General features: G+C 72.7%; 12 protein-coding genes. 8 read left to right on the top strand and 4 right to left on the bottom strand.

The features are described from left to right. Positions 1-63: 63 nt before the first annotated feature. Positions 64-1,296, bottom strand: a complete 1,233-nt coding sequence (locus ACGF0J_RS36455; RefSeq protein ID WP_393153584.1) for an AarF/UbiB family protein — start codon at positions 1,294-1,296, stop codon at positions 64-66. Further along, the gene (locus ACGF0J_RS36450) at positions 1,293-1,655 is read right to left on the bottom strand and encodes an SRPBCC domain-containing protein (protein WP_393153582.1); all 363 of its coding nucleotides are present in this window, start codon (positions 1,653-1,655) and stop codon (positions 1,293-1,295) included. Before ACGF0J_RS36450 ends, ACGF0J_RS36455 begins: the two co-directional genes overlap by 4 nt. 232 nt (positions 1,656-1,887) lie before the next feature. Between ACGF0J_RS36450 and ACGF0J_RS36445 the strand changes: the two genes are divergently transcribed. Continuing rightward, positions 1,888-4,293, top strand: a complete 2,406-nt coding sequence (locus tag ACGF0J_RS36445) for an AarF/UbiB family protein (RefSeq protein WP_393153580.1) — start codon at positions 1,888-1,890, stop codon at positions 4,291-4,293. A gap of 20 nt (positions 4,294-4,313) precedes the next feature. On the opposite strand, the gene ACGF0J_RS36440 is transcribed toward ACGF0J_RS36445, so the two are convergent. Both ACGF0J_RS36440 and ACGF0J_RS36435 read right to left on the bottom strand, forming a co-directional pair. Continuing rightward, positions 4,314-5,174 carry a hypothetical protein gene (locus ACGF0J_RS36440; RefSeq protein ID WP_393153578.1) on the bottom strand — a complete coding sequence of 287 codons (861 nt, stop codon included), beginning with the start codon at positions 5,172-5,174 and terminating at the stop codon, positions 4,314-4,316. Next, positions 5,171-6,382: a KR domain-containing protein gene (locus tag ACGF0J_RS36435; protein ID WP_393153576.1), complete on the bottom strand. Its 1,212-nt coding sequence runs from the start codon at positions 6,380-6,382 to the stop codon at positions 5,171-5,173. The genes ACGF0J_RS36440 and ACGF0J_RS36435 overlap by 4 nt, the downstream gene beginning before the upstream one ends. Before the next feature lie 268 nt (positions 6,383-6,650). On the opposite strand from ACGF0J_RS36435, the gene ACGF0J_RS36430 reads away from it, so the two are divergent. The 7 genes from ACGF0J_RS36430 to ACGF0J_RS36400 all read left to right on the top strand — a co-directional run bounded on the left by ACGF0J_RS36430 (position 6,651) and on the right by ACGF0J_RS36400 (position 15,230). Then, complete coding sequence (locus ACGF0J_RS36430) at positions 6,651-7,958, top strand: HEAT repeat domain-containing protein (RefSeq protein WP_393153574.1); 1,308 nt, start codon at positions 6,651-6,653, stop codon at positions 7,956-7,958. A 49-nt stretch (positions 7,959-8,007) separates the two neighbouring features. After that, a complete protein-coding gene (locus tag ACGF0J_RS36425) occupies positions 8,008-8,652 on the top strand; it encodes a DUF6073 family protein (protein WP_393153572.1) in 645 nt (214 codons plus the stop codon). A 48-nt stretch (positions 8,653-8,700) separates the two neighbouring features. Continuing rightward, positions 8,701-9,717 carry an SRPBCC domain-containing protein gene (locus ACGF0J_RS36420; RefSeq protein WP_393153570.1) on the top strand — a complete coding sequence of 339 codons (1,017 nt, stop codon included), beginning with the start codon at positions 8,701-8,703 and terminating at the stop codon, positions 9,715-9,717. Between the two features lie 52 nt (positions 9,718-9,769). Next, positions 9,770-11,029 (top strand): cytochrome P450, encoded by a 1,260-nt coding sequence (locus ACGF0J_RS36415; protein ID WP_393153568.1) that lies wholly within the window; start codon positions 9,770-9,772, stop codon positions 11,027-11,029. A gap of 192 nt (positions 11,030-11,221) precedes the next feature. Then, a complete protein-coding gene (locus tag ACGF0J_RS36410) occupies positions 11,222-12,313 on the top strand; it encodes a class I SAM-dependent methyltransferase (protein WP_393153566.1) in 1,092 nt (363 codons plus the stop codon). Continuing rightward, positions 12,310-13,767, top strand: coding sequence for an alpha/beta fold hydrolase (locus ACGF0J_RS36405; RefSeq protein ID WP_393153564.1), 1,458 nt, complete (start codon positions 12,310-12,312; stop codon positions 13,765-13,767). Before ACGF0J_RS36410 ends, ACGF0J_RS36405 begins: the two co-directional genes overlap by 4 nt. Positions 13,768-13,778: 11 nt before the next feature. Beyond that, positions 13,779-15,230: an alpha/beta fold hydrolase gene (locus ACGF0J_RS36400; protein WP_393153562.1), complete on the top strand. Its 1,452-nt coding sequence runs from the start codon at positions 13,779-13,781 to the stop codon at positions 15,228-15,230. The last annotated feature ends 6 nt before the right edge of the window (positions 15,231-15,236 follow it).

Here is a 15,236-nt window from a genome sequence, read left to right as displayed (position 1 = left end):
GTATAGCGATGAGCTGGCCCGATGCGGTGATACGCCCCAACCGGAACCCGCCGGGCCGCGGTCTCAGCGCGCGCGCCCCGCGCGGGCCCGGGCGACGATGGACCGGAGCACCACAGGGCCCGCCAGCGACTGAAAATTGATCTTCGGGTCCAGTTGCTTGACCTGCCCCTCGATGGCCAGCAGCGCCATCAGCGGGAAGACGAACTCGGCGCGCGAGTAGGCCCGGTGCCGCCGCTGGATGGCGAAGAAGCGGGCGGCGAACCCGGCCAGCGAGAAATCGCCCGCGGTCAGCCCCGTGGTGGAGCCGATCAGGCCCTCCATGTCGCGGCGGAACGCCTTCTCATTCTCCGGCGAGACGGGTTCGGCCGCGGCGGCCAGCGCGTGCGTGGCGCACACCTCCGCGTTGCCGCTGGACATCCCGAGGAAGAACTCGGCGAAGTGTGTGCGCATGTCGTCGTCGAGCTCGTAGGTGAACCCGGCGTCGACGATCGCCAGCCGCCCGTCGGGCAGCTCCCACCAGTTGCCGGGGTGGAGGTCGCAGTGGACGACGCCCGTGATGAAGAGCATCTCGTACACCGTCAGGACCAGCCGCTTGGCCGTGCGCCGGGGATGGGCGAACCGCCGCCCGCCGGCCTGCCCGGGTATCCAGGTCATCGTCAGCACCTCGGGCCCGCTGTCGCCGGCCAGGACCCGCGGGAAGACGACGGGCAGGCTCTGTTCGAGGTCCTCGAACCGGCGCAGGATCTCCGCCTCGGCCACCAGGTCGGTCTGCCGGCGGACCGACTCGCACATCTCGTGCACGACACGCCGCAGCGTCGGCCCCGACCGCCGGAGCGGCACCCCGGCCAGCCGGGTCATCGCCGTGATGAGGCCGAGATCGACGCGCAGCAGCTCGGCCGCGGTCGGGTGGATCGTCTTCACGGCGGCGTCGACGCCGCCGACACGGCGTCGCTCCACCGCGGCCACGGACCCGATCTCCACGCCCGCCCGGACGCCGCCGGCCCGGCCCCGGGCCAGACCCGCCTCCAGCTCCTCGCAGAACGCGGCGGCGAAGAGATCCCTGCGGCTGGACAGCATCTGGCCGACCTTGATGAACGCCGGGCCCAGCCGCCACAGGGCCGCGCTCACGACCGTCCCCGCGTCGCGGACGATCCGGTCGCGCCGGCCCCGTCCGGCGTGCCGGACCAGGCTCCGGGCCATCGACGCGGCCACCGCGCACAGGACGACGGCGATCCGGCCCGACCGCACCGCCGACCGGGCGAGGTGGCGCACCGGACGCCGGCCGGCGGACCTCACACCCGGCTCCCCGCCCGCCCGGCCGCGGCCAGATGCCGCCGCAGGGCGTCGAGGTAGTCGGCCCAGCCGGTCGCGTAGCCGTCGATCAGCTCCGGCGGCGGGTGCAGGTGCCGCAGCAGCAGAGCGGAGCCCGCCTCCCCGTCGGCGCCGGCCCGCACCTCGACCGTGCTGTCGCGATATCCCTCGTCCTGCAGCAGGAAACGGTATTCGCCGGCGCCCGCGCTCCGGTGGCAACCGAGCACCGTCGCGTATTTGACATACGACTCCCCGGAGTCCTCCGTGAATCGCAGCGAATAGCGGCCGTCCGGCGCGAGGCGGCACGGCGTGAACCAGGCGGAGACGGACTCGGGCACGGTCACCGCCACCCACAGGTCCGAAAACGAACAGTCGAAACGGCGACGGATGGAAACGGTGGCGGAATCTGCTGCCGAATCTGCGTCCGCGGACATGGGGTCACCGTAACACGGCGTTTTCGGGGACGGAACCGACCGGCTCCCGCGCATTCACGCCGGGACGCAGCAATTTCGGAGAAGCCGGGCGCGGCGGGTCCGGCTAAAATCTGTTCATTTACTGCCGAACAAGGGGCGGCCAATGAGCGGGAAAAGCGCGCCGACCGGCGGGACGGATGACGACGAGACTTCCGACGGCGTGGAATTACCGCGGCCGATGGCCATTGTCGCCACAGCCATGGTCGCCGCCATGCTCGAATTCGGGTCGCGGACGGGGTTGAGCGCCGCGCTGGCCGAACGCCCGTCACAGGCGGACGAGCTCGCCCGGGCCACCGGCGGCGACGTACGGATCGCCGAGGAATGGCTGCGCGCGATGGTCGCCGCCGGGCTGGTCGGCCGGGACGGGCCGCGTCACGCGTGGCTGCCCGAGGTCCGGCCGTTCATCGGCGGCATGATGGACGTCCAGCCGGGTGTGGCGCTGTTCGGCGCGCTGACCCGGTGCGTCCCCGCCGTCGCGGAGGCGTACCACGCCGGAGGGTCCCTTGCGGACGCGCGCTACCCGCGCGAGCTCGCCGACGCCATGCAGCGGATGAGCGCCCAATGGACCAAGGTCCTCCTGCCGGACGTCTGGTTGCCCGCCGTTCCCGGGCTCGTCGAGGCCCTGCGGGCCGGCGGGCGGGTCGCCGAGATCGGCTGCGCGTCCGGTGAGACGCTGGAGACGCTGGCCGCGGCGTTCCCCCAGATCACGGCGGACGGATTCGACCTCGACGAGCGGCTGACCAGCGCGGGCGTGACCCGGCTGGCCGCCCGGGGCCTGGCCGGCCGCGTCTCGCTCAGCCCGCTGGACGCCACGACCGCCCTGGACGGCCCGTACGACCTGATCCTCGCCCTCAGCGTGCTGCACGACGCCGCCGATCCCGCGCGACTGCTGCGCGCGGCGGCCGACGCGCTGCGTCCCGGCGGCACCCTGCTGGTCGTCGAGTCTCCGCCGCTGACCGGTCCGGCCGCGGCGATGCTGCTGGCGACCAGCGTGCTGTACTGCGTCCCGGCCACCGCCGCCCGGGGCGGCCAGGCGCTGGGCACCCTGGGGCTCACCCCCGACGCGCTGGGGTCCGTGGCGGCCGAAGCGGGTCTGGCGCCGGTCACGACCCTTCCCGTCGTGCACCCGCTGGTGTCGGCGTACGCGTTCGGCAGGGCGGACGAGCAGGCAGACGAGCAGGCGGCCGGCGCGGCGGCGCCGGGCGAGTCGGTCGCCGCCGAACAGGCCGCCCCGGAGCGCCTCCCACGAGTCGGGCGGCTCCGCCTGGCCGGCCGGGCGGCCATGCTCGCCGCCCGGGTGACCCGCGCGTCCGCGCACATCGGCGCGATGTGGGTCCTCGACCGGCTGCGCTCGGGCAAGGTGAAGGCGCAGGCGCGCGCGACCCGTCGCCTCGTCCGGCACCTGGAACGCATGGGGCCGACCTACGTGAAGTTCGGCCAGATGCTGGCCAGCCGTGCCGACCTGTTCCCCGCCCATGTCACCGAGCGGCTGGCCGCCCTGCACGACGACGTCACCCCCATGGGCGCCGAGGAGTTCGCCCGCCAACTGGCCCGCGCGGTGCGGCAGGAGCCGCGCCTCGGCCGGCTCAAGGTGCTGGACCGCTGCATCGGCAGCGGCAGCATCGCCTGCGTCTACGAGGCCCTGGACGCGGACGGCCGCCTGCTCGCCGTGAAGCTGCAGCGCGAAGGCGTGGCCGAGTCGATGTCGATCGACCTCGCGCTGCTGACCGCGCTCACCCGGGTGGCCGAGCGGCTGCCCGCCGCGGGCGGCGCGCCCATGGCCGACCTCGTCGGCTACATGTCGCGGGCCCTCTACGGGCAGATCGACTTCTTCCGCGAAGCGGCGTACCTGCGCCGCCTGGCCGCCCAGCTCGCCCGCTACGACGAGATCACCGTGCCGGCGGTGCACGACGCGTACACCTGCGCCGCCGCCCTGGTGACCGACCTGGTCCCGGGACTCACCAACGACCCTCCGGCCGGGGTGGACCCCGTGACACGCGACCGCGTCGCGTCGCGGGTGCTCGACGCCGTCGGCTCCATGATCTTCAAGGATGGTTTCGTCCACTGCGACCTGCACCCGGGCAACCTCTACATCCGGGCCGACGGCACGGCGGTCATCCTGGACGCCGGCTACTGCGTGGAGCTGCCCCGGACGGTCCAGCACGGCCTCCGCGACTTCTTCATCAACCTGACGCTGCGCAACGGGGTCCGGTGCGGAGAGATCATGTACGACTCGGCGTTCCCCGGCGGGCCGCCCGCCCGGCACACCGCGGCCGACCGGCGCGCGTTCGCCGGCGAGATCGCCGAGCTCGTCCGGACGACGACGGAGCCGGGCGGACGGTTCGACCTGACCGACTTCGGCCCCCGCGTCTTCGACATCCAGAACACCTTCGGGGTGCACCCGCCGGCCGACTTCGCCTTCCCGCTGATGTCCCTGATGATCGTGGAGGGGACGCTCCGGCGATGGTGGCCCGACCTGGAGATCCCCGCAGCCGCTGGGATGCGGTGAGCGGCGGCCGGTCCGCCCGGTCAGCCGCGCGCCGCCCGCTGGAGCGTGTGCTGCCAGGTGGCCAGGAACCGGTCCCGCAGCACCTCCCGCGTCTCGGCGTCCAGATCGAGGGCCGACCAGCCCGTGTGCCGCACCCGGAGCTCCAGTGACGTCGAGGTCGCCATGACGGCGACCTCGGCCTCGGTGGGCGGGCACCCGGGGACGGCCTCGATCCCGAGGGCGACCAGGTCGTCGAAGTGGGTGCGCCAGCGGATGATGGGGAACGGCCGCGGCCCCGCGGAGTCGACGACGTAGAACCACCGCGGCGGCCATGCCGGACCGGACAGCGGCAGCCACTCGCTCAGCACCGAACGGTGCAGCGGCCGCCATCCCGGCCGGTCGAGCGCGCAGCGCACGCTGATGTCGGGGATCGGGCCCGGGCCGCCGACCGCCGCGTCCGCCGCGTCCGCCACGTCCGCCACTGCCCCGTCCTCCGGCCGCTCGGGCGCGGCCGTCAGCGCCGCCGCCAGGCGATCGAACCGATGCTGCCACAGTCGCCTGACCTGGTAGACGGTCGCGGGGTCCGCCGACTCCAGCGTCTCGGTGACGCGCAGCCGCACCGGTCCGGAGCCGAGCACGTCGAACCGGACGGAGCTGACGGGACTCACCCCGAGGTAGGCGGAGGCGAGTTCGAGGGTCCGGCCCGGGAGGATCGACTCGATCCAGACGCGGTACACCGACGACGAGCCCGTGGAGACGGTCAGCTCCTGGGCGACGTGGGTGACGTCCGTCTCCAGCCGCCCCCACCACATCCGGGCGCGCCCGGCCTCCACCAGCATCCGCCACACGGTCGCGGCGTCCGACGGCAACCGCACCTCGTGCTCGACGGCGAAGCCCTTCACGCGGCCCTCCACGGCGTCCCCGTGTTCCAGTCACGGCAGCCGGAGCCCCAGGTGTAGACGGTATGCCCGGCCACCTGGGCGCGGACGACGCGGTCCGGCCGGCCGACCGGCCGATGCGGCGCGGTCCGGCTCGGCCGGCAGAGCTCCACCAGCCGTCGCACGGACGCGTCGTCCAGGGCCAGGGAGGTTCCGCCGATCCCGGCGACCGCCGCCAGCGGGCGCTCCGGCGTGGGTTGCGGCCCGCCGAGCGCGATCTCCTCGGGGACCGGCTGCCGTTCGTCGAGGAGCCGCTCGGTGACCTGCGCGCCCCAGTCCGGCGGCACGACCGCGAACCCCGCCCGGCCGGCCATGGCGGCGGCTGCCGCGCCCATCCCGACCGCCGACCAGAGCGACCACTCGGCGGTGACGACGCGCGTCCCGGGATGGTCGTGACGCAGCCGGGCCGCCTCGCGCCGTAGCAGCTCGTTGGCCAGCGCGTAGCCGCCGAACAGCCGGTGCGGCCGCCGGGACTCGGTCGAGCCGAACGCCACCACCGAGCGCAGCCCGGCCGGGGCCAGCGCCCGCACCAGCGTCCGCAGCGCCGCGGCCTTGCCTTCGGCCAGCCGTTCGAGGTCGTCGCCGGCCAGTTCGCGCACCGGCGTCAGGTCCAGCTCGCCCGCGGCGTGCACGAGCCACGTGATCGGGAACGGGGGGGTGGGGACGGCCGCGGTGACGTCCGCCTGATCGACGACCACGCGGGTGCGCGTGACGACGGACGCCAGCCGCCGCCGGGCCGCCGCGGACAGCCCGGCGGCGGGGCGCCTGTCCAGCAGCCAGAGCCGGTGTCCCGCGGCGGCGAGCCGCGCGGCCAGCACCAGGCCGATGCCGCCGAGCCCGCCGCTGATCGCCACCCCGACCGGCTCGCGGCCGGGGGCGGGGGCGGGCAGGCGGTACTGCGTCCACCGGGGGGCGCGTGGCCGGAAGGACGCGTGCCGGCCCCGCACGACCTCGCGGCAGCGTAACCCGGGCCATTCGCCCGACGCCGCCTGAAGCAGGCTGCCGCCGCCGGCGCCACAGTGGGACAGCGTGAGCGGGACGTCACCCGCCAGGGCCCGCCTGATCCCGTCGAGCAGGAGGGTGGCGTCGCCGGCCCGCCAGCGGCTGCCCAGCTCGACGACGACGCCCTCGTCACCCGAATGAATGCGTGAATCGAAATGAGGCGTCGCCATGGGGGCGCAACGTCGCGACGGCCACGGTCGGGGAACGAACGTCAAATCCGTGCTCGGTGCGATTAGGTTGCCCATCGCGGCCCTTCCGTGGACTCCCTTTGATCGGCTAATCGAATTGTCCGAGTCACGCCGACGGTATCCGATGACGTGCGCGTCCGCCAGTGCGGATGCCGCCGGCGACGGGGTGGGCAAGGTGGGAGAAGTTTTGTCAACCGGCCCCTCCTAACGTGAATCGTGCAGCCACAACTTCGCCCTTCGGAGGCAACAGATGGCAATCGATCTCTGTAATAAGTCCCCGGAATCGGTGGGCAATCCCGGTCCTCAGTCATCGCTTCCGGTCGAGGCTCCGCCGCTTGAGTCGCTGCGCGACGAGCAGCGGGACGCGCTCAACTTCGCCTACCGCACGACGCTGAGCATGGACCCGCGCTTCGTGGCCGGCGACCCCGCCGCCTGGTGCAGCGACTTCGGCTACGCGCTGAACCGGGCCGCCGTCCGCGTCGACAACCGCACCGACGAGGAACTACAGCACGACGCGCTGCACCACCCCGACCCGGTCATGCGCGAGCAGGCCGTCTTCGAGTACGCCGACCGCGACCTGCCCGACGCGTTCGAACTGCTCACCGAGGTCATCAGGCACGAGAAGCACCGCGAGGTCCGCTGGGACACGCTGTGGGCCATGGAGAAACTCGGCGGCCCGCACGCGATCGCGGCGCTGCGCCGCTTCGCGAAGGACTCCGACCCCGAGATCGCCGAATGGTCGCGGCTGTTCGCCAGCGAACTCACCACCGGTGACCCGGCGTTCGACGGTCGCAGCGGCGTCTTCACCGAGGGCCGGACCTTCGACGAGACGATCTACCTGCTCATCCACTGCGACCTGTACGTCCGGCTGGACGACACCAACCGGCACTGGGGGAAGATCTCGCTCGGCCCCCTCGGCCTGGCCCGGATCTACGGGCAGGCCCACGCCTGCCCGAACGTGGCCACCCGCGAGAAGCAACTGCTGATGGCCAAGACCATCAGCGGCCTGCACACCGACGGCTCGCCGCACATGGACAACTACCTGTTCCGCGGCTTCACCGAGCGCTCCCGGCGGGACCGCGGGAACTTCTTCTTCGAGTCGCAGGTCCCGCGGACGTTCTTCAAGTCCGGCCGGGCGGACGACCCCTCGATGGGCACCCACGACACGCGGATCGGGTTCGCCCGCTACGGCACCTGGCACCTGGACCCGACGCTGAAGATCCGCGGCGAGGACGCCATCAGGTACGTCCGGGGCCGGTTCCAGGGCTGGGGCTACACGAATGTCGCCGGCGTGGCGGGCAAGTCCCTCGAAGAGATCCTGCAGCCCGGCAACGGAATCCTGTCGACCATGCACGACCCCGAGGTCAGGGACCTGACCAACGTCTTCATCCTCGGCACCTTCAAGGGGAAGCTGAACGACTGGGACGGCGACGGCCGCATCGACCTCAACTCCCGGGACGTCTACAGCACGGTCGACGGCGAGATCGACAGCAACCAGGACGGTGTCGCCGACGAGCCCGGCCGCACCTGCTGCGACTACCGCGCCGTGGGCATCTGATCCGCCGCCACCACCCGCCTCGATCACGCACTCCCCGAAAGGAAGAGCCATGATAACCAATCCCGAAAAGACCACGGTCTTCGGCCGGCCGGTATCGGTGGACGGGGTGCCCAACCTGTACGAGGGCACGCCGGTCGTCAAATGGACGCCGCCGGAGGCCGGAATCGACAATCTCGGGCTCCACTCCTGGGACACGTTCGCCATTCCCGGCGTCGGCGAATTCGACGTCGAGTTCGACGGGTACGTTCGGGTGGTCCGGTCCGAGCCGACCGAGAACGAATGGGCCGACGCCGAGGTCTACACCAACCTCATCGAGATGAAGATGGTCGGCGAGTCGGCGGAACTGGGGACCATCACCGTCACCCTCAACCCGACCTGCCTGTCCGCCGGTCAGATCCGCACCCCGTTCGACCCGTACGCGGGCGAGGGCCCCGCGGCCAAGGCGTGCCGGATGGCCGTCGGCTGCCTGTTCGACATGCCCAAGCTGGGCAAGACGCTCTTCAACCGGGAACCGGTCATCCTGACGATCGACGACGTCCGTTCGATCCCGCCGGCGGGAGCCCCCGGCAAGGGGCAGATCTACCGGATGCTGCCGCTGCACGACCTCAGCAACCCCGACGGCGACCCGGTCGGCTACCTGACCAGCCTGCGCTTCAACATGGGCGGCTACCTGGCCCCGGAGAAGATCGCCTGACCGGGGCGCGACCGGTTCCCAGCCCCCACCGATCGAGCCGAGGATGCCATGACCAGCGTCACGCCACTGCCCGCTGATTTCACCGTTCCGCTGATGGAGCCGTCGCCCTTCCCGCCGTTCCGGTCGACGGCCCAGCCGGTCGCGCACGAGCGCTGGGAACGGGTGATCACGACGGTGACCGTCCCGGCCGATCTGGAGAGTGTGTGGACGGCGCTGACCGACCCCGACCGGGTCGGGCAGTGGCTGGCGAGGACCGGCACGACCTGGGCGCGCGAGAACGAGCGCAGCATGCTCGACTTCCGTGACGGCGAGTTCTTCTGGTGTCACACCGACGCCGTGGAACCGCCCGGCACGGACGGTCACTCGGCCAGACTGAGCTACCGGTGGCGGTGGGTGGGCGTGGGGCCGGCCACCCGTGTGACGTGGCAGCTCACCGCCATGGGCGCCGCCACCACGGTGACCACCACGGAGATCAGCTCGAACGGGCCGTCGGACTGGCGGAGCTGGAACGGCACGGGCTGGCCGGGCATCCTCGACCAGTTCTCCGACCACGTCCAGACCGGGCGCGACATGCGCTGGACCTGGCGGCGCATGGGGCCGTACGTGCAGGCCGAGCTGCCCCTGCCGGCCTACGAGGCATGGGCGGCGCTGACCGCCGTGCCCGCCCTGCAGTACTGGACGGGCCGCACGGCGGGCTCGCTGAACGTCGACGATCCGATGTCGTTCGTGATCGGCGACGCCAGCGGAAGCTGCGTCCTGACGGTCACCGAGCACCTGGAGGCCGGCCAGCGTTTCCCGTCGTACCTGCCGAGCCTGAACTTCAGGCTCGACCGCGGAGGGTGGCCGGGCCACCTGTCCGGCCACCTGTGGATCGAGCCGACACACCTCGGCGGCAGCCTGCTGCAGGTCTTCCACCAGGGGTGGGAGATGTTCGGCTCGACGGAGACCGCACCGCACGACCGCATCCTGCTCACCCAGTTCTGGGCCGGCGCCTTCGACCGTCTCGGCAGCCTCGTCCGGCGGATGTCCCCGCCGCCGGACATGCCGGGCGGCATCCCCGGATGACGGCCGGGCCGCGCACCTACCCCCACCAAGACACAACGGAAGGATCGGCGACATGGCACACGCCGAGGACGAGGTTCACCCGCTCTACCAGAAGCACCTCCGCAACGATCCCTTCCCGATCTACGCGCAGATGCGGGAGGAGGGACCGGTCCAGCTCGTCAAGGAGCCGCGCGGCATCGAGCACTGGGTGATCACCCGCTACGAGGAGGCGCGCGCGGCGCTCGCGGACCGCCGGCTCTCCCGCGACCCCCGCAACATGTGGGACGTCATGCGGCAGACGGAGCTGTACGACGAGGGCGAAGAGGACTCCGAGCCGCACATGCTCAACGCCGACCCGCCCGAGCACACCCGGCTCCGGCAGCTGGCGAACAAGGCGTTCACCGCCGAGCGGGTGGAGCGGCTGCGCCCGCGCATCCAGCAGATCACCGACGAACTGCTCGCCGGGATCGACACCGGCAAGCAGGTCGACTTCATGAGCACGTTCGCCGCGCCGATGCCGATCAAGGTCATCTGCGAGCTGCTGGGCGTTCCGTACCAGGACGCCGTGAGCTTCACCAACTGGGTGCTCGCGGCCCTGACCCCGACCTACGTCAAGGGCGAGCGGATCCGCCCGTACGAGGCGAACCGGATGCTGCGCGAGTACTTCGTCGACCTGGTCGCCCGCAAGCGCGCCGAGCTCAAGCCGGGCTCGGGGCGTGAGGAGCAGCAGCCCGACCTGCTCAGCGCGCTGATCGTGGCGTCCGACTCGGGCAGCACGTTCACCGAGAAGGAGGTCGTCTCCACGGCCAACCTGCTGCTCATCGCCGGCTACAAGACCACCGTCAACCTGATCGGCAACGGGATGCTGGCGCTGCTGCAGCACCCGGGCGAGATCGCCCGCCTGCGCCAGGACCCGTCGCTGATGGCGTCGGCCGTGGAGGAACTGGCCCGCTACGACGGCCCCGTGGAGCGCGCGATGCTGCGGGTGGCCACCGAGCCCGTCACGATCGGCGACGTCACGATCCCCGCCGGTGCGCTGGTGACGATCGCCAACGCGTCGGCGAACCGCGACGAACGCAGGTTCGACGGCGGCGAGCGGCTCGACGTGGGCCGCGGCGACCGCCACCACCTGGCGTTCGGCTACGGCATCCACTACTGCATCGGGGCGCCCCTGTCCCGGCTGGAGACCGAGATCGCGTTCACCTCGCTGCTCAACGAGTTCTCCGAGATGACGCTGGCCGTCCCCGTCGAGAAGCTGGAGTACCGCGAGACAGGCGTCCTGCGCGGCCTCGGCGAGCTGCCGGTCTGGTTCACCCGGCGCGACGCCGCCTAGCACCTCCCGAGATCCCGCCGGCACGCCGGTCCCTGCGAACTGACGCGGACCGGCGTGCCGGTCTCCATGTCCGGGCGGGTTCTCCCCTCCGGGTTCGCGGCGCGGAGCGGGCGCAATCTCGAAGAAGCCGCCCGGCTGAGGCGATGCCTACGCTGGCGGAACCGGACAGGCAACCGACGACAGGCGGCGCATATGGGCAACCCCATCGTTTCCGACCGTGGAGCCGACATCGACGAGACGCTGGCGGCCGGGGCGCGGTTCATGGCGGATCTGAGCCGGGCCATGGTGACCCTGTCGTGCGCCCTCGGCGACCGGCTGGGCCTGTTCGCGGCGCTGGCCGACGGCACCGCCCGCAGCGCCGACGACATCGCCGCGCGGGCCGGCGTCGACCCCCGCTACGTGCGCGAGTGGGCGCGGACGCTGGCCGCGGGCGGCTACCTGGAGCTGGACCCTTCGGGACAGGAGTTCCGGCTGTCCCCGGCCCACGCCGCGCTGCTGGCCGACCCCGGCTCGCCCTTCTACGTCGGCGGCATCGCCCGGCTCGTCCCGCCGCTGGCCGCGATGGCCGACCGGGTGGCGGACTGCTTCCGCAGCGGCGCCGGGCTGAGCCCGGCCGACTACCCGCCGGCGATGTACGAGGCCACCTGGCAGATGAGCGCCAAGTGGCTGAAGGCGATGCTGCTCGACCAGTGGCTGCCGCTCGTCCCCGGCCTGGCCGACAAGCTGGCGGCCGGCGCCCGGGTGGCCCACCTGGCCTGCGGGTCGGGCACCGCGCTGGCCCTGCTCGCCCAGCGGTTCCCGGCGTCGCGGTTCGAGGGGGTCGACCGGCACGAGCTCAACGTCGAGCGGGCCCGCCGGGAGATCGCCGAGTACGGCGTCGCCGACCGGGTGACGGTCTCCAGGGTGACGGAGTTCGCCGACGGGCTGTCCGGACCCTACGAGCTGGTCATGGCGTTCGACGCGCTGCACCTGGCCGCCGACCCCGCCGACGTCCTGCGCAGGGTCGCGAGGACGCTGGCCGCGTCCGGCGTCCTGCTGCTGCTGGAGACCCACTGCTCCACCGACCCGCACGAGAACGTGGGCGACGTCGCCGCCTTCCTCTACGGCACCAGCACCCTGTACTCGGTGCCGCTGTCGCGGACGGGCCCGGCGGTGGCGGGCATGATGGGGCTCCCTCACCAGGTGCTCGCCGGTCTGTGCGCCGACGCCGGGCTGACGGCTCCCCGGCGCATCGCCGCTCCCACCCCCTTCAACGTCCTCTACCAGATCAGGAAGGCCTCATGAGCGCAGCCCCGGGTGCCCGTCCGGTCACCGACGCCCCGTCACCGGCCGCATCGATCCGCTGGGCGCAGGCACCCGACGGCTCGCAGCGGGCGCGGGTCCCCGTACCGGTGGACCACCGCGATCCCGACGGGCCGGCCATCGACCTCGCCGTGGTCCGTCACCCGGCCGGCGATCGCGACGCCCGGCTGGGCGCGCTGCTCGTCGCACCCGACGACCCCGGCAGCTCCGGCATCGCGCTGGCCGGCGCGCTGGTGAAGGCGTTGCCTCCGGCGGTCACCGCCCGCTTCGACGTGATCGGGTTCGACCATCGCTTCAGCGGCGAGAGCGCGCCGCTGCAGTGGGGGCTGGACCAGCGGGAGATCTTCTGGGTGTTCCACCAGTCGGAGTCGTTCGCCGCCGAGGTCCGCTTCCAGGCCGAGATCGCGGCCAAGGCGGCCGAGCGCTCCCTGGCCGTCCTGCCGCACATCACCACCCGCAACATCGCCCGGGACATCGACGTCATCCGGCGCGCCCTCGGCGAGGAGCGCATCTGCCTGCTCGGGCACAACTACGGCTCCTACGTCGCCGCGGTGTACTGCCAGCTGTTCGGCGCCCGCGCCGACCGGGTGATCCTCGACAGCGTGCTCAGCCCCGACTGGGTGTGGCGCGGCCTGTTCGGCAACTTCGCGCGCAACTGCGAGGCCACCCTGCGGCGCTGGTGCGCGCGCGCCGCCCGGCCCGCCGGCCCGCTCGGCGACACACCGGAGCAGGTGCGCGACGCCTTCGAGGAGGTGCTGAGCAAGGCGGGCGCCGGCGGGATCACCCTCCCCGGGGTGCCGGTGCCGCTGGACGACCAGTTCCTCCGGGTGCTGGCGATGATGCTGCTGAGCTCGCAACGCTCGCACGCGGCGCTGGAGGACGTCGTGCGGTCGGCCAGGACCGGCGAGCCCCTGCGGGCGGCCACCCAGCAGCTCATCGGCTCGATGTTCGCGGTCCCGCGCGACGCCTCCACCGCCGCCGCCCAGATGGCGATCCTGTGCGGCGACGCGGCCTGGCCGCGGGCGCTGGAGGAGTACGAGTCGGCGAGCGAGGACGCGTCGGAGTTCATGGGCCGGGCGTTGCTCGGCGTCAAGGCGGGCGCGTTCTGGCCGGTCCAGCCGCTCGAACCGCCGACGGCGTTCGGCCCGGCCACGGCGGCCGGGGTGCTGCTGGTCCAGGCGGAGCAGGACATGTTCACCGCCGCCGTCGGCGCGACGCAGCTGCGAAACCTGCTGGGCGAGCGGGCCCGGCTGGTCAGGGTGCGCGGCATGACCGAGCACCGGGTCTTCCCCTTCGTCGGCCACGCCGGGGTGAACGCGGTGGCCGAGGAGTTCCTGACGACGGGGCGGCTGCCGGACGCCGACATCGCCATGGATGCCGACACCGCCGTGGACGCCGACACCGCCGTGGACGCCGAGCGGACGCGAGAGCCTTGAGGGGGCCGACGATGAACCAGCCCAGCCCAGACGTGGCGGCCTACCACCGCCAGCAGGTCGAATGGAGCGCCCCGGACCCCGCGCTGGGCGGTGCCCGCCGCGCCGCGCTGCGGGTCCCCCTGGACTACCGGCGCCCCGGCGAACGGGACATCGAGCTCGGCATCGCCCGGCATGAGGCGACCGGCCGCCGCCACGGGGTGCTCATGATCGGCCCGGGCGACGACCTGGGCAACAGCGGCCTCGCCCTCCTGGCGGCGCTGCTCGGCAGCCTGCCCCGCGAGCTGATCGAGGCGTTCGACGTCGTCGGCTTCGACCACCGGTTCATGGGGGCGAGCACCCCGATCTTCTGCGACCTCGAACCGGCCGAACGCTTCTGGGTCTTCCACCATCCCGAGTCGTTCGACGCCGAGGTGCGCTACCAGGCGACCGTGGCCGCCAAGTGCTCGGCCGGCTCGCTCGACCTGCTCGCCCACGCCAACTCCCGCAACATCTGCCGGGACATGGACGTGATCCGCGGCGTGCTCGCCGCCGACCGGATCGACTACCTGGGCTACTCGTACGGGACCTACCTGGGCGCCGTCTACGGCGAGATGTTCGGCGCCCACCTGAACCGCGCGGTGCTGGACGCGATCTGCAGCCCCGACTGGGTGTGGCGCGGGCTGTTCACCGACTTCCCCCCGAACGGCGAACGCGCGCTCAACCGGTGGTGCCGGTGGGCCGCCACCCGGCACGCCACCTACCGGCTCGGCTCCACCGGCCCCGACGTGCGGGCCGGTTACGACGAGGTGCTCGCCGCTGTCGACCGGGGGGAGGAGGTCACGCTGATGGGCTTCCCGCTCGACCGCACCCTGGCCAGGCTGATCCCCGTGGGGATACTCAACAGCGAGAAGGCCTACCCCGTCCTCGCCGACATCGTCCGGCACCTGCGCACCGGCGCCGACCTCGACGCGGACAGCATGGACTTCCTCGCCCGGATGTTCGGGCAGCCGAAGGAGGAGAGCGGCACGGTCGCCCAGCTCGCGATCCTGGCCGGCGACGCGCCGTGGCCCCGCAGCCCGGCCCTGTACGAGCAGGACATGCTGAAGGCGGCCGAGGAGTTCCCCTGGACCGGCGCGGCACTCAACGGCATCAAGGCGCCGGCGTTCTGGCCCGTCCCGCCGGCCGAACCGGCCACCCGGCTCGGCACGGAGGCGGGGGGCGGCAGCTACCTCCTGGTGGCCGCCGACGAGGACATGTCCACCCCGTGGGTGGCCGCCCGCCGTATGCACGAGGTGCTGGGGGACCGCTCGACCTTCGTGACCGTCGCGGACACGGCCCATCATCGGGTCTTCCCGTTCTACGGCAACGCCCGCCTGAACGAGCTGGTCACCGACTTCCTGCTGACCGGCCGGACGCCGGGCCCCGACCACGTCTGCGCCAACCCGGACCGGCTGCTGGAGCCGGTCGTGTCCGGCCCGGCATGACGGGCG

Origin of the sequence: Nonomuraea sp. NPDC047897 (genome assembly GCF_043204415.1) — a bacterium.
Lineage (GTDB): Bacteria > Actinomycetota > Actinomycetes > Streptosporangiales > Streptosporangiaceae > Nonomuraea.
This window is presented reverse-complemented; position numbering and strand designations above follow the sequence as displayed.

Excerpts from the sequence above, each read along its gene's own strand:
- ACGF0J_RS36420 (WP_393153570.1), top strand. The coding sequence starts at position 8,701 with ATGACCAGCGTCACGCCACTGCCCGCTGATTTCACCGTTCCGCTGATG.
- ACGF0J_RS36410 (WP_393153566.1), top strand. The coding sequence starts at position 11,222 with ATGGGCAACCCCATCGTTTCCGACCGTGGAGCCGACATCGACGAGACG.
- ACGF0J_RS36445 (WP_393153580.1), top strand. The coding sequence starts at position 1,888 with ATGAGCGGGAAAAGCGCGCCGACCGGCGGGACGGATGACGACGAGACT.
- ACGF0J_RS36435 (WP_393153576.1), bottom strand. The coding sequence starts at position 6,382 with ATGGCGACGCCTCATTTCGATTCACGCATTCATTCGGGTGACGAGGGC.
- ACGF0J_RS36430 (WP_393153574.1), top strand. The coding sequence starts at position 6,651 with ATGGCAATCGATCTCTGTAATAAGTCCCCGGAATCGGTGGGCAATCCC.
- ACGF0J_RS36405 (WP_393153564.1), top strand. The coding sequence starts at position 12,310 with ATGAGCGCAGCCCCGGGTGCCCGTCCGGTCACCGACGCCCCGTCACCG.
- ACGF0J_RS36415 (WP_393153568.1), top strand. The coding sequence starts at position 9,770 with ATGGCACACGCCGAGGACGAGGTTCACCCGCTCTACCAGAAGCACCTC.
- ACGF0J_RS36425 (WP_393153572.1), top strand. The coding sequence starts at position 8,008 with ATGATAACCAATCCCGAAAAGACCACGGTCTTCGGCCGGCCGGTATCG.
- ACGF0J_RS36400 (WP_393153562.1), top strand. The coding sequence starts at position 13,779 with ATGAACCAGCCCAGCCCAGACGTGGCGGCCTACCACCGCCAGCAGGTC.